The sequence below is a fragment of the Longicatena caecimuris genome, from assembly GCF_004341945.1.
Lineage (GTDB): Bacteria > Bacillota_I > Bacilli_A > Erysipelotrichales > Erysipelotrichaceae > Longicatena > Longicatena caecimuris.
On the sequence record NZ_SMBP01000006.1, the window covers coordinates 54,632 to 76,613 of the forward strand.

20 protein-coding genes are annotated in these 21,982 nt (G+C 38.4%); 1 reads left to right on the forward strand and 19 read right to left on the reverse strand.

Annotation, left to right across the window (positions count from 1 at the left end; translation table 11 throughout):
* From EDD61_RS04890 to EDD61_RS04925, 8 genes are all read right to left on the reverse strand, one after another.
* The gene (locus EDD61_RS04890) at positions 1-864 is read right to left on the reverse strand and encodes a class II fructose-bisphosphate aldolase (protein WP_132224340.1); all 864 of its coding nucleotides are present in this window, start codon (positions 862-864) and stop codon (positions 1-3) included.
* 74 nt (positions 865-938) lie between these two features.
* Complete coding sequence (locus EDD61_RS04895; protein WP_008689532.1) at positions 939-1,517, reverse strand: D-sedoheptulose-7-phosphate isomerase; 579 nt, start codon at positions 1,515-1,517, stop codon at positions 939-941.
* A 26-nt stretch (positions 1,518-1,543) separates the two neighbouring features.
* Positions 1,544-2,821 carry a PTS ascorbate transporter subunit IIC gene (locus EDD61_RS04900; protein WP_008689534.1) on the reverse strand — a complete coding sequence of 426 codons (1,278 nt, stop codon included), beginning with the start codon at positions 2,819-2,821 and terminating at the stop codon, positions 1,544-1,546.
* 194 nt (positions 2,822-3,015) lie between these two features.
* Positions 3,016-3,291 carry a PTS sugar transporter subunit IIB gene (locus EDD61_RS04905; RefSeq protein WP_008689536.1) on the reverse strand — a complete coding sequence of 92 codons (276 nt, stop codon included), beginning with the start codon at positions 3,289-3,291 and terminating at the stop codon, positions 3,016-3,018.
* A gap of 20 nt (positions 3,292-3,311) precedes the next feature.
* Entirely contained in the window at positions 3,312-3,755 is a 444-nt protein-coding gene (locus EDD61_RS04910) for a PTS sugar transporter subunit IIA (RefSeq protein WP_243642688.1), read from the reverse strand.
* Between the two features lie 28 nt (positions 3,756-3,783).
* Positions 3,784-5,772 carry a BglG family transcription antiterminator gene (locus tag EDD61_RS04915; RefSeq protein WP_132224342.1) on the reverse strand — a complete coding sequence of 663 codons (1,989 nt, stop codon included), beginning with the start codon at positions 5,770-5,772 and terminating at the stop codon, positions 3,784-3,786.
* A 623-nt stretch (positions 5,773-6,395) separates the two neighbouring features.
* Positions 6,396-8,486 carry a DUF11 domain-containing protein gene (locus EDD61_RS04920; RefSeq protein WP_119957553.1) on the reverse strand — a complete coding sequence of 697 codons (2,091 nt, stop codon included), beginning with the start codon at positions 8,484-8,486 and terminating at the stop codon, positions 6,396-6,398.
* Positions 8,486-8,782: an alpha-helical endospore appendage domain-containing protein gene (locus tag EDD61_RS04925; RefSeq protein ID WP_008689543.1), complete on the reverse strand. Its 297-nt coding sequence runs from the start codon at positions 8,780-8,782 to the stop codon at positions 8,486-8,488. The genes EDD61_RS04920 and EDD61_RS04925 overlap by 1 nt, the downstream gene beginning before the upstream one ends.
* 141 nt (positions 8,783-8,923) lie before the next feature.
* Between EDD61_RS04925 and EDD61_RS04930 the strand changes: the two genes are divergently transcribed.
* A complete protein-coding gene (locus EDD61_RS04930; protein WP_132224344.1) occupies positions 8,924-9,886 on the forward strand; it encodes an alpha-helical endospore appendage domain-containing protein in 963 nt (320 codons plus the stop codon).
* 222 nt (positions 9,887-10,108) lie between these two features.
* On the opposite strand, the gene EDD61_RS04935 is transcribed toward EDD61_RS04930, so the two are convergent.
* The 11 genes from EDD61_RS04935 to EDD61_RS04985 all read right to left on the reverse strand — a co-directional run bounded on the left by EDD61_RS04935 (position 10,109) and on the right by EDD61_RS04985 (position 21,951).
* Positions 10,109-13,222: an ABC transporter ATP-binding protein/permease gene (locus EDD61_RS04935; protein WP_132224346.1), complete on the reverse strand. Its 3,114-nt coding sequence runs from the start codon at positions 13,220-13,222 to the stop codon at positions 10,109-10,111.
* 489 nt (positions 13,223-13,711) lie between these two features.
* Positions 13,712-14,452, reverse strand: coding sequence for a sugar isomerase domain-containing protein (locus EDD61_RS04940; RefSeq protein ID WP_008689551.1), 741 nt, complete (start codon positions 14,450-14,452; stop codon positions 13,712-13,714).
* Between the two features lie 9 nt (positions 14,453-14,461).
* Entirely contained in the window at positions 14,462-15,211 is a 750-nt protein-coding gene (locus tag EDD61_RS04945) for a sugar isomerase domain-containing protein (RefSeq protein ID WP_008689553.1), read from the reverse strand.
* A gap of 63 nt (positions 15,212-15,274) precedes the next feature.
* Positions 15,275-17,200 carry a BglG family transcription antiterminator gene (locus tag EDD61_RS04950; RefSeq protein WP_132224348.1) on the reverse strand — a complete coding sequence of 642 codons (1,926 nt, stop codon included), beginning with the start codon at positions 17,198-17,200 and terminating at the stop codon, positions 15,275-15,277.
* A 62-nt stretch (positions 17,201-17,262) separates the two neighbouring features.
* Positions 17,263-18,447: a MalY/PatB family protein gene (locus tag EDD61_RS04955; protein WP_119957550.1), complete on the reverse strand. Its 1,185-nt coding sequence runs from the start codon at positions 18,445-18,447 to the stop codon at positions 17,263-17,265.
* A 99-nt stretch (positions 18,448-18,546) separates the two neighbouring features.
* Positions 18,547-19,035: a PTS sugar transporter subunit IIB gene (locus tag EDD61_RS04960; protein WP_008978706.1), complete on the reverse strand. Its 489-nt coding sequence runs from the start codon at positions 19,033-19,035 to the stop codon at positions 18,547-18,549.
* A 13-nt stretch (positions 19,036-19,048) separates the two neighbouring features.
* Entirely contained in the window at positions 19,049-19,843 is a 795-nt protein-coding gene (locus tag EDD61_RS04965) for a PTS system mannose/fructose/sorbose family transporter subunit IID (protein WP_008689560.1), read from the reverse strand.
* Positions 19,836-20,609 carry a PTS mannose/fructose/sorbose/N-acetylgalactosamine transporter subunit IIC gene (locus EDD61_RS04970; protein WP_008689562.1) on the reverse strand — a complete coding sequence of 258 codons (774 nt, stop codon included), beginning with the start codon at positions 20,607-20,609 and terminating at the stop codon, positions 19,836-19,838. The genes EDD61_RS04965 and EDD61_RS04970 overlap by 8 nt, the downstream gene beginning before the upstream one ends.
* 14 nt (positions 20,610-20,623) lie before the next feature.
* Positions 20,624-21,037, reverse strand: a complete 414-nt coding sequence (locus EDD61_RS04975) for a PTS sugar transporter subunit IIA (protein WP_008689564.1) — start codon at positions 21,035-21,037, stop codon at positions 20,624-20,626.
* A 28-nt stretch (positions 21,038-21,065) separates the two neighbouring features.
* Positions 21,066-21,470, reverse strand: a complete 405-nt coding sequence (locus EDD61_RS04980; protein WP_132224350.1) for a PTS sugar transporter subunit IIA — start codon at positions 21,468-21,470, stop codon at positions 21,066-21,068.
* Positions 21,457-21,951 carry a PTS sugar transporter subunit IIB gene (locus EDD61_RS04985; RefSeq protein ID WP_008689568.1) on the reverse strand — a complete coding sequence of 165 codons (495 nt, stop codon included), beginning with the start codon at positions 21,949-21,951 and terminating at the stop codon, positions 21,457-21,459. Before EDD61_RS04985 ends, EDD61_RS04980 begins: the two co-directional genes overlap by 14 nt.
* Positions 21,952-21,982 lie beyond the last annotated feature (31 nt).

Consider the following 21,982-nt stretch of genomic DNA (forward strand, 5'->3'; position numbering starts at 1 on the left):
TCATTTGCTTTGCAATGGACGATATAGATTCATGAATAATGCCGCCTTATGCTTCACTATTTCCTTGACTGCCATGTTTGCTGGTATGATGTTATGACGCAAAGATTTGTTTACTTCCGTTTCTTGAAATTTTTCCTTAGCAACACGTGTCCAATTCACAAGCAATTCAGTTCCGACATTAAACTTACGGATTCCATTATCAATCAATTCCTGATAATCTTCTTCTTTCACACCGGTTCCCCCATGAAGAACAAGCGGAATATCGACTGCCGCATGAATCTTCTTCAATAAAGGTATATTCACTTCTGTTTTTGATTGATATTGCCCATGATTGGTACCGATGGCTATCGCCAAAGCATCAACATTTGTTTCCTTAACAAAGATGGCTGCATCTTGTGGCCGTGTATACTTTTTATCATCCTCACTGACACAAATGCCCTCTTCTGTACCGCCAATGGTTCCAAGTTCACCTTCTACAGATGCACCATGGGCATGGGCATACGCAACGACCATTTTCGTTTTCGCAATATTTTCTTTAAATGGCAGTGTAGAACCATCAAACATCACACTGGAGAAGCCTGCATCAATCGCCGCTTTAATTTCATCAAAATCCTTGGCATGATCCAGATGCAAACATACATCTACCATTTCATCTTCGGCCATTTCTTTCGCTACCGTCACCATCACTTTATATCCGATATATTTTGCCGTAGCAATGCTTGTTTGAATGATAATGGGAACGCCTAATTCTTTCGCTGCGCGGATCATCTCCGGCATCATTTCCAGATTATGTGTATTAAAAGCACCAATGGTCATATTTAACTGTGTTGCTGTCTGTGTTACTTCTTTTAACGTTTTATACATAATGCTCCTTCCTTTTCCCCTCGTATGAATTGGCGCTTGTTTTACCCCTTACAATAACAAGCGCCATCGTTATTTTATAAGGGAGAAATGATCTGTTCGATCGTTTCGGCAATGCTGTGTATATAAAACAGATGCAAAGCCTCAGCAAGCATTAATTCATCTGTGTTCACAGGAATCCATACATCAGCTAGCTCCTTTAATTTCCCACCGTTTTTACCCGTAAAAACGACTGTTTTCATCTGTTTCTCTTTTGCTTTATTGACAGCAAGCAGAATATTTTGTGAATTACCGCTGCCACTAAAAGCCCATAACACATCCTTTGGTTTTCCTAAAGCAACTACCTGTTTCGCAAATACTTGATCATAACCAAAATCATTTGATAATGCCGTTAGCACGGAAATATCAGCGGTTAATGCAATTGCCGGATATCCATCACGCTCCCAGTTTTTCATATGTCCTATAAAATCGTTGGTAATATGAGATGCTGTAGAAGCACTGCCGCCATTTCCACATAGTAATAGCTTATTCCCTTGCAAGAAAGCCTCAGCTGTCAGACGTGCACATTGTTCTGCTGGTTCATAATATTCTCTTCCTGCTGTATTCACACTTTCTTTTAATCGTTCAAAATTGGTTGCAAATATTGTTTTTTCCATAATCTTATCCTTTCCTTACACTATGGTTATGCTAATCCAAACATTTTACCAATTGAGTAAATCAATAAGCCGATGATGGAGAAGTCTGTATCTGCGAAGGTTGTACCTGAGAATCCCAAAGATCCGAAAACCGGGAAGAGCATAGAACAAAGAATGTTATTCAAGATACCGGCAATTAAGGCACCAAAGAAAGCTCCGCGTTTTCCACCAGTCGCATTACCGAATACAGCTGCTGTACCACCCATAAAGAAGCTATGTAATAAAGTAGGAACAATGACGGTCATGCCCAATTGCAAGAAGATAAAGAAAGCAATCAGCTGACCAATTGTATAAGCGAAGAAACCAACTAAGACCGCATTTGGTGCAAAGGTAAAGACGGTTGGACAGTCCAAAGCAGGAATAGCATCCGGAACAATTTTTTCGGCAATCCCTTTGAAAGCCGGAACAAGTTCCGCTAAGATCATACGCACACCGGTAAGAATAACCGTAACCCCGGCACTGAAGGTGAAGCCTTGAATAAAGGCCCAAACGACCATGTTGGTATCCCCGGCATACTTCGCTACAAATGGGGCGCCGGCAAAAATACAAGAGATAACCGTTACTAAGAATACACCAATGCCCATTAACAAGACAGGTTCACGGAAGAAACTCATCCATTTTGGGAACTCTAGTTTTTCTGTTGAAGTTGTTTCAGGGTCCCCACCGAGAAGTTTACCTGCAAATCCTGCTACGACATAGCTGGTTGTTGCCCAATGTCCCATAGCAATCGTATCTCCCCCGGTAACCTTACGCATAAATGGCATAGAAATGGCTGGCGTTATGACACTTAAGACACCGACGATAATGGTACCGATTACGACAACAACAACCGGCTCTAATCCTAAGGCGCTCAACATAACGGAAGTCAATGCACCCATGAAAATCGTATGATGTCCACTTAAGAAAATATATTTAAAGCGAGTAATGCGAGCTAATATCATATTCAAGATCAAACCGAAGAAGGCGATTAATGCCATTTGGGTACCAAATTGTTCTGCCGCAATCGCGCTGATTGCCTCATTGACAGGAATGACCCCTTGAATGTGAAAGGCTTCCATCATAATTTCATTTAATGGATTTAACATACCAGTAATAATCGTGCCACCCTGTGACATTACCAGAAAGCCCAGAAATGTTTTAAGTGTACCGGTCATGACACGTTCAAATGGTGCTTTTTGCGCAATCAAACCGATAAAGCTCATTAATGCTACCAAAACCGCCGCTTGTGAAATCAGCGAAGTCAGAATATTCATCATTAAGTCCATACAAATCCTCCTCATCCCTTATTTTCGGGTTTTTGACTTATCTGAAAACAACTACGCACAATGGTAATTGTTTTGTTGAAGATAATGCAATCATCATCTTACTATTTTGATGATACCATTTGTTTTATACTCTTATACGAGTTACAACACTCCCCCCATGATTACGAATGTATATGCATATACGTTGCTTTTTTTTATTGTGCAGACAATATCTTTTGCAGCTGTTCCTTGATATAATTCGCATCCGTATAATTGACAACTTCAATCATGGCTACTCCCATATCACTCAGCTGTTCACAGAAACTGTGCGAAGATACGATAATGTCGGCCTGTGATCCTCTGGCAGTCGAGGTATCTACCACCTCAACCTCGACATCTTTCATATGTAATTGTTTTAATGCGGTTTCCACCGTCATTCTCAGAATAAGACTGCTGCCTAATCCCATGGCACAAACACATGCTATTTTCATTCTTCATCCTTCTTTCCTTGTCATGAATTAAATATCGTCAGTACTTCTTCTACCGTCTTGGCATGTTTTACCCTTTGTACACATGTCTCATCTGACAATATTTGCGAAACCTTTTTTAATAATTCAATATGCGAATTATTATCTGTCGCTGCCAGACAGATAACCAGCTTGACCGGATTATTTAAAGAATCCATAAATGCCACTTCATTGGCTAGCGTCACCACACTGATATCTACCTGATGGACACCGGAAGAACAGCTTGCATGGGGCATGGCAACACCTGGTGCTAATACAAAATAAGGTCCATATTCCTGCATATTTTCGATAATGGCATCAATATAACAGGATTCTATCGATCCTACATCAACCAGCAACTGGCCACTAACTCTAACTGCCTCCTTCCAATCCTTAACCCTGACCTGCAATGCTACTCTTTCTTTATTCAATAAACGCAAATCTAACACCCCGTTTCTTTCCCTGTTATGTTTTTATTCACCCATCTGTGTCAACATTCAACTGCATATCCGCAATAAACTGTTCATAGTTTTGATGCTTAATCAGTTTATTCACACCGGCGTTTAAGATAAGATTGTGATATAACGTTTTAAATACACGCTCCCATATCTGATACTTCTTTTTTGGAATATTCAACAGAAAGATTACTTGTACCTTCTGCTTATCCCAAAGAATTGGTTTCTTTAAGACCATGATGGATACCGCAAAGCGTTCAATATCATTCAGCATGGCATGTGGTATAGCAATCAATCCCCCCATTTCCGTTGTGGAGATCTCTTCCCGCTTAAATATGGAAGCTTTTACTGCTTCATCGATATACCCCTTCTTCATCATGGCATTTGCCATAAACTCAATGACTTCATACTTGTCATGCAGTTGCTGTTTGGTAAAGAATAGTTCTTTTCTAAAGATGGTCGTATAATCGATTGCTTCCGCCTCGCTATCCTTTTGAATGACTTGTGAGATCATCTTAAAATCATCTTCATCCGGAAATAAACCGATCTTAATGATTTTATTGCTGTGCAGATTGCTTAGATCAACCGTCGTCAAAATGAGATCAACGGCATTTAATAAGGCTTCATCTACCTGTTGTGCAGGACTGGTTCTGACAATTTCCAATACATCACCAAATTTACGGATTAATTTTTCCTTAAGCAGCAACGCCATCGCAACACCGGCAATACAGACAAGAGCCACTTTGATGCGTGGATGAGATTGCTGAGGTTGTGCATCGTTATGAAATCCTTTGCGCTCTAAAGATGCCCCAAAATGAATGGTCAGAAAGCCGATTTCTGCTTCTCTTAGTAACAATGCATAACTTTTTTCAATCGTTCTGCCTGCGATAGTGGCGAGCTCAAATGCTAACGGATAAGAATTTTTCAAAATATCGATGAATTCATTGCGAATATTCATATCAAAATGAACTCTTTGCATCGCCGTATTCAAATGCATTGCCAATCCATTAATCAGCTGTAAATCATCTGCCAAATCAATGTGCATGGTTTCTTTAATTTCTTCCAGAATATGAATGACGATATCCTTATACTGATAATCATCATCGACATTCTCAATAAAGAACTTCTGACTGGCGATGAGATGCTGGCTCAGATAGAAAATTTCATTCATTAGGGAGATACCTAATTCTTTACTGATGTTTGTGATGATCGCATAAGCACATTGATATTCCTTTGAACTTTTCAGCATCTGTATATCCTCATGGTTGTACATGACATGCTGTTTTCCCTTACTGCGTTTCAGCATAATCAATGTATGGATATTTAAATTTTTAAAAGCAATATCTGTTAACTTTAAATCATATTGAATGATGGCATTGGTTAAAATATTTTTAATAATTTCAATATCGCGATGATCAAAGATATCCTCATAAAAAGCTTGGGAATATTGAATGACATTGCTCTTTGCATTAAAGACATATTGTGAAATGCAAAAGCGTATCTTGGCTTCATCTCCAACGATATGTAAACCATCCTGTTTCGTATTACTAATCTTTAATCCATATTCCTTTAAGATTGTTTTGATTATCTGTAAATCTTTATGCAAGGTAGAATCACTGATAAAAAGCTGTTCTTCCAACATGTCTGTGGTAAGCAGATCTTTTTCCTTCAAAGAATGAATCAACAGCTGTGATGTAATGTACCAGATACGTTCATCCGCATTGGAAGGTACAATGTTTTTTAATGGACGAAAGCGTTCCGCAGCTTTTATTTCTTCTAGGAAGTTTTGAAACTTTTGGTTATCATTGATTTTAAGAAAATAGCCGATGCCTATTTCTGATACGATTTCTGCATCATATTGAACAAGCAGAGTGTTAAGTTCTTTAATATCATTGCGGATCGTTCGGCTGGATACACCAACGCTCAAGGCAATCTTATCGCCATTGGCAATATCTTTATGATCAAGAAAATAATACAGAATCGCAATCCATCGTTTGTTATAATTTTCCATTGGTACCTCCTTCGATGTTAGTATATAAAAATACCAAAGAATATAATAGGTATCCTTTTTCCACTTAAAAAGGAAAAACAGAAAACAGATGTTGAAGCAGATGCCAAAGTTTGGTATAAACTGGAAGTTAAACCATCCACCTCTTCCAAATCCATTTATTTCTGTATTGTTTTATCATAGCATTTTCTTTATTATCATAAAACGAGGTTTATCATTCTAAAAACTGATAAACTTTACATTATAAATATCATTATTCAAGCCGCGTACATCCAGTACACAAGCATATCGATGCAACTTATGTATAAAACCATTCGATAATGAATTCCAGTATGCAAATAGTCCAAATATCTTTCTAAACCTATAAAAAAACATTATGTAATTTATTAAAGCAGCAAATAGTCAATCAAGTTTCTTACATACAACCATCATGCAGTCTATGTAATAACAATCATGACATTCCTCTCTACCATGATAAAACCATAAAAAAGTAATACACAGGACATTTGCTGTTTCTGATACGCATCATAAAAGGAAGAATACCAAAGCAGTATCCTTCCTTTTGATGCTATTTGAAAAAACAAGTGTTTAATCTATTCATTCCATATGGTTATAAAAGGATGACATTATGAAGAAAGATTACAATCCGCCAATTCATCAGAAGCCGTCTGCAATTTCATTTGCAACAGCAGTTCATAACGGGTAATGGCATCCATGAGAGAAGTGATGCGACAATTTAGGCGGAAAAGTTGTGAGGCAGTAGCATCTTCCATCTGTATAATTTTCTGCATCTTACTGCCTTCTGCCTGGATGAGATTTGCTAATGCGGCTTCCTGTAAGGCAATGGAATCCATAATATCAATCCAAGCCTGACAGCGTGGTGTTGCAATCGGTGTCGTGATCGTTGCTGTATTATTTTCAAGATTGGGATCCGGTGTCTGGGCACTTACGCGTGCCGTGTTGGTTAGTGGTGCAGTTACATCATTCGCAACTGTTGCCCGTAACAGAAGTGTTCTTGTCTCATTCACATTTAGATTTCCTAAAGATAAACTTCCACCCCATGGCTGAAAACTATTACCGCCATCCAACGAAACTTGTGCATTGTTAAGACCTGCAGCCAATTCATCACTCACCACCACATCCTCTGCGATCGATGGGCCTGCATTCGCAATGGTTAGCGTATAGGTGAGTGGTTCATTGGGCTGGGCATTCGTTGGTGAAACGCGTTTTGTAATGGATACATCTGCTAACGTTCCCACAACCGTTACCGCTACTTCATTGGAAGTTACTTCAAATTCCTGTGGAATTCCACCTTCTACCGGTGTATAAGAATATCGCATATCGGCATGATTTAAGGTAGGATTTGTTGCAGGTATGGCATCTGCACGTACCGTAAAGGTCACTACTACACTGCTATGAGGAGCCACATTCGGTAAAGCAAAGCCTGTATTCGGCTGCAACGTAGGTTGCGAAATACCATTCACAATGACACTGCCAGGCACAAAGCTGAGCCCTTGTGGAATCAGATCTTGGAAGAAGACATCAGTTAAGGGATTATCACAAGTATTTTCTAATGTTACCGTATATTCAAAAGTCTCTTGTAAATATACGGTCGAGGTGCTAGCGGTTTTTACCGGAATAAATTCACGAATGAGTATTTCATGCAAAGCAATATCATCTATAGCATAGTCATTACCGATAACTTCAGGCCCTTCACTGAGAAATTCGACAGTTAACGTCGTATTGTTTTGGGAATTGATCACACTGCCGATTTCCTTCCACTCCGGTGCATTTGTATTTACCGGAATTAAAGCGCCAAGGGTAGCACTATATAGGACAGCACCATTTTGATCAAGTATTTCCACACCTAATTCTGGATTAGGATATCCCGTAACACGAAACAGATTTAAGATCCAAGAACTAAAAAGATAATTCGTATTTGGTGTGACATTTACGGTTTCGCGAAAGAAAATAGCCCCCGGATTAAACCCATTTACGATCATCATTCGTCCAGTTTCATTGCCAGAGGTATGATCCGCAATTCTCCACCAAGCGCCGATTTCTGCACTCCTTGAATTATTCATAATATTTTGTACGGTATATTCCCCATCTAGCGGTGTAAAGGTTTCAGGATTTGGCAATACATAGGTGAAATCAGGTGACACCCCGGGATATGGCTCTGTTGGAGCACCTGTATTCGCAGGCGTACCCGCTGGGAAAGTCCCAAAAGTTCCTTCATCTGCAGCTTGAATTAAGTTTTCCCCGGAAATAATGGCACATTGATCTAGAATTGCTTCAATTGGTGTATAAATAACCGGACCATTGAAGAAATTCTGATTTCCGATATCTGCTTGATTCACCGTAATGAAAAGAGTATCCGGCGTTAAAGAATCAATGTTGGTCGCTCCAGTAGGCGGATTGAGTACGGCACTTATCGGTGGATTCGCACCTGTTGGAATACTCCCTACACTGGCATTGGTAAAATCGGCAGGTGATGTTACCCCACCATTTGTTCCATAAGACTCGACGATACGATAACTGCCATTTGGCACATTGATAAAGCTATAATTTCCATTGGCATCTGTTAAGACGGTTAGTCTTGCCCCTGTCGCAACATTTTGTAAAACGATAGGGATATTGGCTATACCACTGTCTCCAGTATTAACACTGAGACTGCGATCACGATCAAAGATGACTCTTCCTGAAACTGTTGCCACTAGCTATCCACCTCTTCTTCTTCGTTAATGTTACATTCCTGGTTGCTTAGCTCTAATTTGGCCTGTAAGACGGTTTCTAAACGTGCTGCGGCATTGATCATATGCTCAACGGATTGATTCAGCTGTAAAAGCTGTTGTGTACTCACAGTATCCATATTGATGATTGCCTGCATTTTTTCCGATTCGGCATTTACGATGTGCGAAAGAGCTCGTTCCTGCATCGCAATGGATTCGATAAGATCCGTCATCACCTGTTCCTGTGTACGGTTTCCCGGGGTGATCGTCGGCATTCCCATATGCATTCCTCCCTCTTTTTATTTGCATTTACTTACATAGTTTATTCTATGTATGAACAAGCGGAAATGTGCACATGAATACGCATGTTTTAAAAATCATCATCATACACTACAAAAAGAACTACCATGGAGGTGATGAATATGGAATATACACTGCAGCTTACGGATGAAATCGCATTACAAAAAGATGACCTTGCCACTTATGAAGGAGCCGCCTTTACCGGTGAAGAGTATTATCTGACAGTTCCTTTAGAACACAGCATCCATATTTATGGGGCAGATTTTACATTTTTTACGTCATGCACATGTCCACATGCTTATGCGGCGATTTGCTATGATTCCATAAATTATTGTTTTTGGGTAAGTGATGCCCAACAGCATAATGTAGTATACTGCTTGGACAGCGATTTAAATGAGCTTCAATGCTTTTACGTGCAGATGAACCTAACCGGCGATATTCAACAAATCGCATATCAGGAAGAACGTGATACCTTGCTATTGTCGTATACAGATGGAATTGCAGAAATCACAAAAAACGGAGAGTTTCTGCATAAATGCCCGCTTCCCCTACCAGTCTGTCACACTGCGTTACCCTTTGCGGATGCCTTTGCACTTATTCGAATCAGCCAAAACATGTCTTTTTTTGATATCGTCTCATCGCAAGGCGATATGTTAGAAAGCTATGATCTGCCCTTAGAAGGTGTCATAAAAGATATGCTGTGGGATCATGATAAGATGGCTACAGGCTCATCCTTATGTTTCTTATTGTTGCTGCAAAAACCGGATGGCTGTTGTTTTTGTCGTTGTATCTTAAAGCCCTGCACCTGTAAGCAACCATGCTGTTGCGAAATGGATTGTAAAACCGATTGCATATGTAAACTATTATCATCCATTGCCTGTATGGAGGCAGCCCTTTCTCATATTCTCAATGCAGAGGGTGAAAAACTACAGCGAGCCATAGCATTATCCGATTCTATTTGTGAGTTACTGGAAGTAAATCGCTCTATCATCCAGACCATTACCAATGTTACGATGTTGGAACAGGTACTATATGCCAAATTAACAGCGATACAAGAACGACAAAATGATGTATCGTGTGAATAGAAAAGGAAGGGATGCTTTTTCAGAATCTGTTTCAGAACCCCCTTCCTTTGTAATGAACAGGTTCTTCCTTAATCCAACAAATCAATCAAGGAAAAAACCATTGTATAATAGAGGAAAAGGGTTCACGTTAAGAAAGCTTCTTTCTACAGTACTATAATACTGTAAAAGAAGCTTTTTTAGGATATTTTACTAACATGATTACTAAAAGATATGGCTTATGCACTATTCACTGCGCAAAGCTTCCACCGGATCTTTACGAGCTGCTGCTGATGCCGGGAACAAGCCTGCAATATAAGTCAATACCATACTGATAATGACTAAAATGATAGCACCAGAAATCGGCAATTGGGCAATATTTTCAATTGCAAATTCCTTTTCTACAATGATATTCGCCGGAATACATAATAAGGCTGTTACGAAAACGCCCAACATTCCTGCGGCAAAACCGACAATCAAAGTTTCCGCATTAAAGACACTGCGGATATTGTGCTTGCTGGCACCAAGTGCACGCAAAATACCAATTTCTTTCTTACGTTCAATAACCGAAATGTACGTAATGACTCCAATCATAATACTTGATACAATTAAAGAAATAGCTACAAAGGCAATTAATGCTGCACTAATCGTATTCACGATATCAGTCACGGAAGTCATCATCGTCCCTACCAGATCCGTATAATGAATCGGATCTTTTCCTTGTTTCTTTAAATCGGCATTATAACGATCAAGAAAATTCAGAATATTTTGTTTGGATTGAAAGTTCAAAGGATAAATATTTACCTGCTGTGGTGTATTCACATCCGCATAACCTAATGCCGTCATATTACGTTCATATGTCGTTACCACCGGATTCATCAGCGTATTTAAGAAATTCATCAATTCCTCTTCACTCATATTCATCTGGAAAGCATCTTGAAACGCTGTTGTATCTATCTGAATGCTGTTTTTCAGCTGTGCCGGCAACTGTGCCATAAGCTGTTGCATAACTTGCTGCGATTGTCGCTGTATTTGTTTTTCAACGAGTGTGCTCATTTGTTTGACATACGTCTGCATAACACCTTCCATCTCTGTCTGCAAAGCTTTACTTAGCTGTTTCGATAATTTCGTCGTATCAATGGCACTTCCCAATTGCTGCCCAATCTGTGCCTGCACCTCTGGTTTTGCCAGATACGTGTTGAGATCTTGTGACATCTGGGTAGGATCACTTACACCATTTTTTAATTCTTCCGAAATGAAATTCATCATAAGGGAAGAAAAGATTGTCGAGAGCTGATCGGTTGGTATCTGGACCTGACTGGCAACAGAAGCAAACACCTCTTCCATATTGGCGTTCACTTTAGGAAGCTCATCGTTCGGTATTTCAAATTTATCGACCTTAACTCTTATTTTACTCATATCAAAGGCAGAAGTATCCATTTTGAAAGCATTCTGAATCTTTTGTTCATCAATGGAAACAACATCCGCAAATTCCAACTTCGGCTGCTGATCATTGTTTTCTTGTTGAAAAGATTTCCCTGTAAACACATTAATCGTCGGATTTTTTAATTGTTCCTGGACAATTTTTTGCTTTTCGGCTTCCTTCATTAAATAGCTTGTCAGCTTTGGTGAATAATTAATGCCTGAGGATAAAGAGGAGATAGCCGCATCTGATTCAGGTTTGACAATGCCGACAATTTTCAATTCCACGCCATTCGCTATGATTTTTTTCATATACTTCTTATTTTTTGATTCATCATTCCATATCTTATGTTTTTCATCATAACGATATTTATCCGCAGGCAGAATGACCTTGAATTTAGGAGACAATAACGTCTCATAAGAATGTTTCGTTACTGTCTTTTCCTTTTCCACTTTTACTTTCTTACCATTTTGTGAATCTTCCAATAAATTGCGTAATTCTTCACGGTCGTTGATTCCCATGGAATATAAAACAAAATCCGATACTTTGCCACTGGAGGACAAGACTAGCACCATTTCATCATATTCCTTCGCCCAACGCCCTGCTACTACCTCATATTGATTTTCATACATCTTGGTTTCTTGTGGTAATTCATGAAAGGCATTCATGCTGGTGAAATTTCCCATCCCCATCATGGCACTCATATTTTGTGCCGGATCATTTGCGGTGTTAAATAACAAATCCGGATTCACTTGTTCAATCGTTTTATCCGTATCCTTTAAATAAATCTGTGGTGTGATATTGTAGGTATATTGTATCGTATTAACATAAGGTGAGATTGCTGTTTCATGTGTTTCCAGATATGTTTTTAATGCTGTCATATCGTTTTGTTTTTGATAAGAAAACATATCTTTGATCATGCTGATTTCACTAACGCCTTGCTCATCCTTCTTATCTTTTACTTGCGTACTCTGTCCATGTTCACTCATCATACTGGTAAGATCAATACCACTTTGCTGAATCGTCAATGGATACAGGCTTAACGTTTCCCGCTCTACATCTTCGATATACAAATTGATACCATTCGCTAACGATAAGATTGCCGCGATACCGATGATACCGATGGAACCGGCCAAAGCGGTAATAAACGTACGTGCTTTCTTGGTCATCAGATTACTGAAAGACAACGATATGGCGGTACGTAAAGACATCTTAGCTTTTCTTATCGTGCGTTGCACTACCCCTTCTTGCTCATCCAACGCAAATGGATGACTGTCCGCGGTAATTTTCCCATCCTGCAGCTGTACGATACGGTTTGCATACTGATGTGCAAGTTCTGGATTATGTGTTACCATAATGACCAATCGATCTTTGGCAATATTCGTCAATAGATCCATGACCTGAATACTTGTTTTGGTATCCAGTGCCCCGGTTGGTTCATCCGCTAACAAGATTTCCGGATTATTGATCAAAGCTCTGGCAATCGCAACACGCTGCATCTGACCGCCGCTTAATTGATTTGGCTTTTTGTGTATATGCTCTTTTAATCCAACTTCTGTTAAAGCCGCAATTGCTCTTTCTTTGCGCTGAGCCGCCGGTATACCACTTAATGTCAAGGCTAGCTCTACATTGGAGAGAATCGTTTGATGAGGTATTAAATTATAACTTTGAAAAACAAAACCGATACGATTATTACGATACGTATCCCAATCTCGTGAGGTATATTTTTTGGTGGAAATCCCTTCAATGACAAGATCACCACTGTCATAATGATCTAAACCACCGATAATATTCAGCATTGTTGTCTTACCTGAGCCCGATGGTCCAAGAATTGCCGCAAACTCATTGCTGCGGAAATTAATGGATACCCCATCCAATGCTTTTTGTTCAAAGTTACCAGTCTTATAAGTTTTACGTATTGTATCCAGTCTTAACACTTGCATACCTCCTTGTCTTATTGTAAGCATGGTTTTCATGCCTTATGCATCTATTCTTAAGATAATCATAAAAGATGCTGTTATCAAATGGAGAAGATTATTTGAAAAACAGATAATAATTGATATGCTGTATACAAGAATACAGAGGAATCCTTTTTTATGAGCAACCATTTCTTATATCATTTCATGATGCATAGGTTACAAGATAGATTATACCATATTTTATAATCTAACAAAAAGTAATTCCCCTCAAGATATGTAGTCGGCAACAAGCGAAACCGATATGGAACAAACTGCATCAATACTTTACAGAAATAAAGAACTGCGTGTTTCATTAAGCTTTGGATATAAGAAATGGTAATATCCAAAGTGCTTTTTAATAAAAAGAAGCGGAAATAACTTAAAAAGCATCTTATAATGGATATTACAAGATGCCAGTGCGAATCTTACTATCGTCAGGGTTTCATAAATTCTTATGTTATGCTATGACTACATATAAAAAATCTGATCCTTATATTTTTCGATGAGCGCTTTATTGAACGCATCTCCGCCATCAACATTCGCCGAATGAAAAATCGGCGGCTCTATCTGTTGCTTTAATAACTTTTCTACAACTTGAATGACCAAACTGTTAATGATGGCAGCTCCCGTTATTGTAGAAGTAGGCGCTACTTTCTGCTTCATACCATCCATCAACATGCAGGAATCTTCAAAATCCCCGCAATTATCAATTACGATATCGGCGATTTGATATAAGTTTTTTCCACATGCATGACGACTTTTGACCTGTTTGGAATATGTGACATTGGTGATGGCGATTACCGCAATTCCTTTTTTCTTCGCTTCCAATGCCATATCAATGGCGATTGTATTTCTACCTGAGACAGAATGAATGATCAAGACATCATGCGCTTTCATCTTACTATTATCTGCTAAGATCTTACCATATCCAGCCAAGCGTTCCATTTGCGATGTCTGAATGATCGGCCGTACATCTAGCATGACTTCTCTTGGTAAAATAGGATTTACCACTACCAGACCGCCTGTACGATAAAACATTTCCTGTGCCAAAATACCGGCATGAGATGCCCCAAAAATAAAAATGCTATGTTGTTGTTTTATCGTTTCCACAAGCAAATCACTTGCCTGCTGTACATAAACATCTTGCTCATTGGCAATTGCATGCAAAAGTTCTATCACATGCTCAATATACAATTTGCTATTTTCCATAAACAGCTCCTATAAATTACGAATGCGATAAAAATACTTATCGACTAACTGATCATTATGATCTGCACATTCCGGTTTCATAAATGCCATATGCCCATTGTAATACACATCCGGTTCCATGCCTTCTTCAACCAATAATTCAACCATCTGCACCAAAACAGCATTTTGCAAATATACTGAAGGTATCGTACTGGTAGCGCCAACCTTCATATCAAAGCCTTCAATCGCAACTGCGGCATCCCCAATCAAAGAGCAATTATCCAATACAACATCGGCAATGTCCTTTAATTTTACCCCGTCTTTATGCTTCGTTTTTAAATAATCACTATATGCACATGCCGTAATGCCAATCACCGGTATTCCCTTTTCCTTTGCTCGCAGTGCCGCATCTACCGGCGCAATATTGTTTCCGGAATTAGAAATGATGATCATACAGTCTTTAGGGGTAATACGATGGTAATCTACCATTAACTTCCCGATACCATATGTATTTTCAATGTGATAACTTTTGGTTATTTCGAAGCTGCCGGTTGCACTTTGTTCTAATAAAGCACAATAATTAGCCGGTGTAGCTGCTCTCCAAAACGCATCATCCGTAACTAAATGTGAATGACCTGTACCAAAACCATAAATAATACCGCCGTTCTTTGTTGTATTGGCAAGTATTTTCGCCGCCTGCATAATATTTTCTTCCTGTGTATCCAATACCTTTTGTACTACATCTTGCATTGTCAAAAAATAATTTTTCCAAGCCTTCATGATATCCTCCTTTTGTTCTCATGTTTTTCTCTGCATGGTTTTATGCTGCATGCAGTAAGTAACTTATAGACGACTGTTATCTAAACTTTCGATTAATTCTTGATAATCCTGATTTTTCGCATAATATGTAATGCGCGTCTTTACATCGGCCCAGTTTGATATTAAATGATACATATGATGTACCATTTCTTTATCACTTTCTGCATTCATATTCATAAAAAAGATATAACGCACATGCTGCTTTTCCCATAACATATGATTTTTAAGACTTAAAAACGCAATAAATGGCGTATGGTAATCATAGCGGGAATGCAAACAGATGATGTCATTTCCAACTTCATTTCCTAAATGATAAATACCGTTTACCAATTTCGTAGCTTCCGCTTCCCCCCACATAGCTGCCAAGAGCTTTTCTAGCTCCTTGTACACATCTTGTTTATTTTTACACAACAACCCTTCTTGATATAAAGAAGGCAGCAAATATTTGCGGATAGAACAATTGATATCATATTCACTCTTTAATAACGATAAAATCTCATGGTAATAAAATTCTACCTTTCCCTGTATATATACAACCGGTACTTTACTGCTTGGCATAATAGGGATAGTCGTTATTACGATATCATTGTGTTGAAAAGAGAAATTTTCCAATTCTATGACATCACAAGTAACAATATCATCAATAAAACCTTTAAAATTTTCATTCAGCGTATTCAGCGTCATGATCATTTCCGGTCTGCCATAACCACTTACTAATATTAAACGTTTCTTGATTCGGCTCTGATAACGATTTAAAGCTAGATTGAAATATAGTACCAGATACCCAAATTCATTATGGTCTATTTCAATCTGTAATTCCTCTTCAATCACATCAACAGCTTCCAACGTTAGCTCCACTGCAAATTGATAACGCCGATTATTTTCCAATAATAATGGATTCCGTAAAGTCAATTGCAGGCGAATACGCTCTGCCATGGATGGAATATGCAGCTTTAAGAATTCATATATCTCCGTATCCTTTTTGAAAGATATGGCGAAGCGCTGCTCAATACGTTTGAATACCTTTTGTAATAAAGCATCCATATAGGATAAATCAAATTTGCGGATATCTTCATTTCCCATCACTGTCTTAGATAAGATATGCATCGTTAGATAAATCGTTTCATGTTCAGGCAAAATGATATTCATCTGCTCTTCCAACATTTGCTTCAATTCTATGGCAGCTTTGTACGCTTTATGTTCTTTCATCTGCTGCATTACAGCGTCATCAAAACGAACATATTGATAAAATTTACAACGACGAAGCTCTATAACGATATGTATGACCATATTTTGAATAGAAGCATCTGAGAAATGAATGTTATGTTTATTTAAAACATGCAATAGTGCCTCTCGTATATAACGTATCTCATTTTGATTATATTCACTGGAAAACATCACATTGTTTTGAACAAAGAAATCTTGCATCTTATCTTGAAAGAAAAAATCATTGATACAAATACGTTTCTGAATTTCACTTCCTTCTACGATGATTCCATTGTTGTTTGATTGAACGATGATAAGGTGATAATTATGTAATAAACGTTTCACTTCTTTAATATCCAAAGAAATCGTATTGCGGCTTACGTATAGTTCATCCGCTAGATCATCTAATTTTATCGGATAATCTAAAGATAAAAGCTTTCGGATGATATATATGGAACGTTCTTTTTGCGTATGCGGAAACTGCCGAGGCGATTCACTCTGGATACGATTCTTGATAGGTAAAAAAGCTTCTTCATTCAAGATATGCAACCGATAGCCTACACCACGTTTAATTTCTAATTCAGCACCATAGGCTGTTAATTCCATCTTTAAACCTTTTAATGTACTCTTAATGGTTCGTACACTGATATCCATCTGATCCGCCAGTTGTTTACTGGTGATATAATCTTGGGTATCCTTGAGAATACGGATGATACCTTTTAATCGCTCATTTAACAATATCATATTTCTCCTCCTGCTTTTTCCATAAATATCCTGCTGTTTGGATATTCAAAATTAAGAGTACATTATAGATACCTGTTCTTTTTCAACCATGCATAAATGCGCAACATACCCTCTTTTAGCGTTTCTCTTGGGCAGGCAACATTCACACGCTGATATGCTCCATATGCTTTTCCAAAACCAATTCCCGGCTGTAATTCTACATGCGCTTCAAATTTCAGGCGTTCAGCAAAGTCTGCCGGTACCTGCAATGCAGAAAAATCAAGCCAAGCTAAATAGGTAGCCTGAGGAATTTCATATCTTACCAATGGCATAGTATTGGCAAGAAATTCCTTTAAGAACAGAAAGTTATCATAAATGTATGCACAGCACTCCTCCCTCCATTGATCCCCCTTTGTATATGCTGCAATCAAAGCCTCAATACCAAAAATATTGATGCTAGATAAACCGCTTGCTTTCGCTACGGATGCAAATGTTTCTTGTAACACCGCATTTTTAACAATTGCATACGATATTTTTAATCCGGCTAAATTAAACGTTTTGGTTGGTGCACCTAACAGAATCAAATTGTCATGATATGCACATCGGCATTTTAACGCACTCACATGATGTTGATTCGGCATGATGATATCCGCATGAATTTCGTCAGATACTACCCATACATTATAGCGCTTACACAGTTCCATTACATTGTTAATTTCTTCCAATGTATAACACTGCCCCGTTGGATTGTGTGGGTTGCATAAAATAAACATACGAATGGATGCATCTTTTTTCAAACATTCTTCAAAATGCTGCAAATCCATGTGCCATCCGCCTTGTCCATGTTGTAAAGGATTATAAACGACTTCTCGTTGTAAACTTTTTGGTATATTAAAGAAAGGCGGATATACCGGAGGTTGTACGATTACCTTTTCATCATGTTTTACCAACATATCGATCAACGTATAAAAACCATATACAACGCCTGTATTGAAGATGATTTCTTCTTTTCTCACCTCCACATCATGCTGTCGTTTTTCCCATTGTATGATAGCGTCATACAATTCCTTTGGAGGATCTGTATAACCATATATCGGATGCGCTGCCCGTTTTCTTATTGCTTCACTCACTTCAGGCAGACATTCAAAATCCATATCCGCAACCCATAAAGGAATCACATCTTCTTCTATTTGATAACGGCTCTTATAACGATCCCACTTGGTACAACTGCTGTTCAAACGTGATTGGGCTTTATCGAATTGATACATTTCATCACTCTCCTTTTCTTACATCCGGTTTACGATGCTTTATTTGGTATTATGCAGAATAGGACAGAAAACATCACAGAAGCCGTGATGTTTTCATTCTCATAATTTATTAATCAGCTCCATTAGATCATCATCTGCATTATCTGGTACCTGTTTGCCGGTAAGTTTTACACCACGTCGTGACAATTCTTGAAAATCTTTAATTTCTTCATCTGTTACATTGATACTTTTTTTCACATTTCGCGTTCCATCACGCGCTGGAAGATTTCCAACATTGATTTCTTGAACCTCTACACCATGATCCATCATACGCAAGATATCTTTAGGTCTGCGTACGACCAAAATGACACGCTGACCTTCATATTTACCACTTACTAAATTTTTTGTAGCTTTTTCGATATTCAATAACGATGATTTTAAACCTGCCGGAACAACTAAACGTAACGCTGCTTTTTGAACATCATTTTCATACATGGCATCATTCGCCACCATGATTCTTGTCGCGTTTACAGCATTACACCAATATACCGCTACCTGACCGTGAATCAAACGATCATCAATACGAACATGTACCAAACCTTTTGTCATAACACTACCTCCATCAGCCTAAAATGCCGGCTACACTACAGACAATTCCCAAAATCATCACAAAGATAATAGCTTTAAAAGATGTCATTCCCTTTCTATTTAATAATGTATACACCAATGCTACTAATAAAACCGGAATCAATGAAGGCATAATTTGATTTAAGATGTTTTGTAGTTCCATTTTAACTTCGCCGCTTTTAAAGACAAATGGTACATTGGCATTTACAACACTAGGTATCAAAGCTCCTACGACCGTAAGTCCTAAGATACTTGCAGCTTCTGTTACTCGATTCATCTTATCCCCAAGATTTTGAATTAGTTTTGTCCCTTCACGATAACCGATACGAATAAATTGACCTCGCAAAGCAACACGGATACAACCCCAAATCAAATACATGATAATCCCGATAGGATTTCCTTCTAATGCCATATAAGAACCAATAGAGAAGAAGATCGTATTGGCAATCACACCGAATAAAGTATCCCCGATACCGGCAAGTGGTCCCATCAAACCAGTTTTGATGGCGGATACAGCTTCTAAAGCTTCAATTCCTTCTTTTTCTTCCATTGCGATATCTATACCGAGTATGATTTCCGCAAATTCCTGATGAGTATTAAAGAATTGTAAATGTGTATTCAGTGCTTTTTTCATATCCTCCTGCTCAGGATACAATTTTTTTAATACAGGTATCATAGAGAAACAATATCCCAAACCTTGCATCTTTTCATAATTCCATGCTGCCTCACCTAATAACAACCAGCGATATCTAACTTTTTTAATGTCTTGTTTTGTAATTGGCTCATTCATCTTCATCAGCTCCTTCCATAACGGATGTTAATTCTTTTTCGCCACTTCTGCGATATGCCAATAATGCCAGAGCAGCACCGACTAAAGCAACTCCCAACATAGGAATACTCATGTATGCAGATAGAACAAAACCGATTATCAAATATGCTGTATATTTTTTGGTAGGAAGATATTTCAACAAGATAGCAATACCAACAACTGGTAATAATCCTCCGGCAACTTTTAAGCCATCACCTAACCAATCCGGGAAGTAAGCAACAAAATTTTGTACTAATTCACTGCCTAGCAGTAAACATAAGAATACTGGTATTGCTCTTGAGAATCCCCAACAGAAGATACCAAGGACATTCATCCGTTCAATGCCTTTTATATTACCGCTTTCCATATAACGATCCGCACGGTGTTGAAAGAACGTATTCGCAAAACGAGCAAATACATCAAGCTGAACCAATAACATTCCAACCGGTACAGCCAAACCGATACCGAACTCCACACCTTTGCCACTGATCGTACCCAATGCCGTACCAATTAAAGCAGCAGACATGAAGTCCGGAAGTGATGATCCCCCAAAATTAGAAACACCTAAAACCATCAATTGTAAGGTTGCCCCTACAGTGAGTCCAAAGCTCAGATTCCCCATGACCACACCGGCAAAACAGCCGGCAATTAAAGGTCTGTTTAAACCAAAATCCATATGAATCGCATCGTTTATAGCAATAAATGCATAAAGCGATAACAATATAATTTGTAGAAAATTAATTTCCATTTCCTTTTTCTCCTTTACTCATCTTCCATATTTTGTTTTGTTTTCAGTAATAACTCATTCACATTAATCACATTTTCTTTTGCAACGGAAATGAGATTGTCCACAATTTGTGATAATTCCCCATTTCTTTGTAAATACGCTTCCATAACAAGAGGCAGGCTGATGCCGGCTATTAAATAACTCTTTTTTGAACTGGAAAATAACTGCGTAATAGCACTGCGGCAAGGTGAACCGCTGTAGATATCTGCTAATACGAGCAATGGCATAGAATTTTGCCAATGGATACAGGTGTGAATTTTCTTTTCCAAATCTTCACTTGAATCATCCTCTTCAAGTGCGCAGTATGTTATATCTGGTTCCTCACCTAAAATCATTTTCATCGTCTGATGATACCCCTCTGCTAAAGCACCATGCGATAGTATCAGCATCTCGTACAAGTGCCTCTCTCCTTCCTGTTTATTCTTCATCATCTATTCGTTTGCGAACATTTACGATATCTTCTACAGCTGTTTTTTTCACGACAGCAGCCAATGTCTTTACATCATAATTTAAGCTTTCACGAATGGCACTAATCAACATTACCAGATTCATACCCGTAATAACCTCTACCTGTGGATATTGCAAGGATAATGCAGCTATGCGTGTTGTCGCCCCGGACAGCAAATCGGTTAAAATTAAGACAGCGGCGTGATGCGATATAAAGTTTTTTACTTTTTTGTGAACATCGTTTATATCATCATCCGCATAAAGTCCGATAACATGGACTTGCTGCTCAATTTTTATAAACATGGAGGCACTATCCAATAACTCTTTGCCGATGTTTCCATGTGTTACGATCAAGATCGTATTATCCTGTTCCATGTCTGACCTCACTTAGATCTATCAATTGTTCCTTTTCTGCAGGTATTTGACGAATTTCCAACTTAACACCTTTGTTCATGAGCCGCTGACAAATTTCAATATCTTCCTTGCGCAAAATCACAAAACGATTCAATACTATGGCTTCTTTATCTGATTTATTACGGTAACCGCCCACATTAATAGAGTGAATCGTAGGTAATATCTCATGAAGCTGCCAAGCATCACTGAAATTTTCAACGATGACCATCACGCGATCATCATTTTCTAAGGCATCTAATAAAGCATCTCGGCATGCAGCAAGTTCATAAAACAGCAGTTCAACATTTTTAGGCTTCGCTAAATTCAATGTGACTTTAGAAAATTCATCATTCTCCACTTCATCATTGATGATAAAAATTTTGTCAATATGATAAAAGGATGTCCAGCTTTGTGCAACCTGTCCATGCAACAGGCGATCATCTACACGCAATACTTTGATCATGTGCTACCTCCTTCGCTTTTCATATCACTAC

Excerpts from the sequence above, each read along its gene's own strand:
- EDD61_RS04890 (WP_132224340.1), bottom strand. The coding sequence starts at position 864 with ATGTATAAAACGTTAAAAGAAGTAACACAGACAGCAACACAGTTAAAT.
- EDD61_RS04895 (WP_008689532.1), bottom strand. The coding sequence starts at position 1,517 with ATGGAAAAAACAATATTTGCAACCAATTTTGAACGATTAAAAGAAAGT.
- EDD61_RS04900 (WP_008689534.1), bottom strand. The coding sequence starts at position 2,821 with ATGGACTTAATGATGAATATTCTGACTTCGCTGATTTCACAAGCGGCG.
- EDD61_RS04905 (WP_008689536.1), bottom strand. The coding sequence starts at position 3,291 with ATGAAAATAGCATGTGTTTGTGCCATGGGATTAGGCAGCAGTCTTATT.
- EDD61_RS04915 (WP_132224342.1), bottom strand. The coding sequence starts at position 5,772 with ATGGAAAATTATAACAAACGATGGATTGCGATTCTGTATTATTTTCTT.
- EDD61_RS04925 (WP_008689543.1), bottom strand. The coding sequence starts at position 8,782 with ATGGGAATGCCGACGATCACCCCGGGAAACCGTACACAGGAACAGGTG.
- EDD61_RS04930 (WP_132224344.1), top strand. The coding sequence starts at position 8,924 with ATGGAATATACACTGCAGCTTACGGATGAAATCGCATTACAAAAAGAT.
- EDD61_RS04940 (WP_008689551.1), bottom strand. The coding sequence starts at position 14,452 with ATGGAAAATAGCAAATTGTATATTGAGCATGTGATAGAACTTTTGCAT.
- EDD61_RS04945 (WP_008689553.1), bottom strand. The coding sequence starts at position 15,211 with ATGAAGGCTTGGAAAAATTATTTTTTGACAATGCAAGATGTAGTACAA.
- EDD61_RS04950 (WP_132224348.1), bottom strand. The coding sequence starts at position 17,200 with ATGATATTGTTAAATGAGCGATTAAAAGGTATCATCCGTATTCTCAAG.
- EDD61_RS04955 (WP_119957550.1), bottom strand. The coding sequence starts at position 18,447 with ATGTATCAATTCGATAAAGCCCAATCACGTTTGAACAGCAGTTGTACC.
- EDD61_RS04960 (WP_008978706.1), bottom strand. The coding sequence starts at position 19,035 with ATGACAAAAGGTTTGGTACATGTTCGTATTGATGATCGTTTGATTCAC.
- EDD61_RS04965 (WP_008689560.1), bottom strand. The coding sequence starts at position 19,843 with ATGAATGAGCCAATTACAAAACAAGACATTAAAAAAGTTAGATATCGC.
- EDD61_RS04970 (WP_008689562.1), bottom strand. The coding sequence starts at position 20,609 with ATGGAAATTAATTTTCTACAAATTATATTGTTATCGCTTTATGCATTT.
- EDD61_RS04975 (WP_008689564.1), bottom strand. The coding sequence starts at position 21,037 with ATGCTGATACTATCGCATGGTGCTTTAGCAGAGGGGTATCATCAGACG.
- EDD61_RS04980 (WP_132224350.1), bottom strand. The coding sequence starts at position 21,470 with ATGGAACAGGATAATACGATCTTGATCGTAACACATGGAAACATCGGC.
- EDD61_RS04985 (WP_008689568.1), bottom strand. The coding sequence starts at position 21,951 with ATGATCAAAGTATTGCGTGTAGATGATCGCCTGTTGCATGGACAGGTT.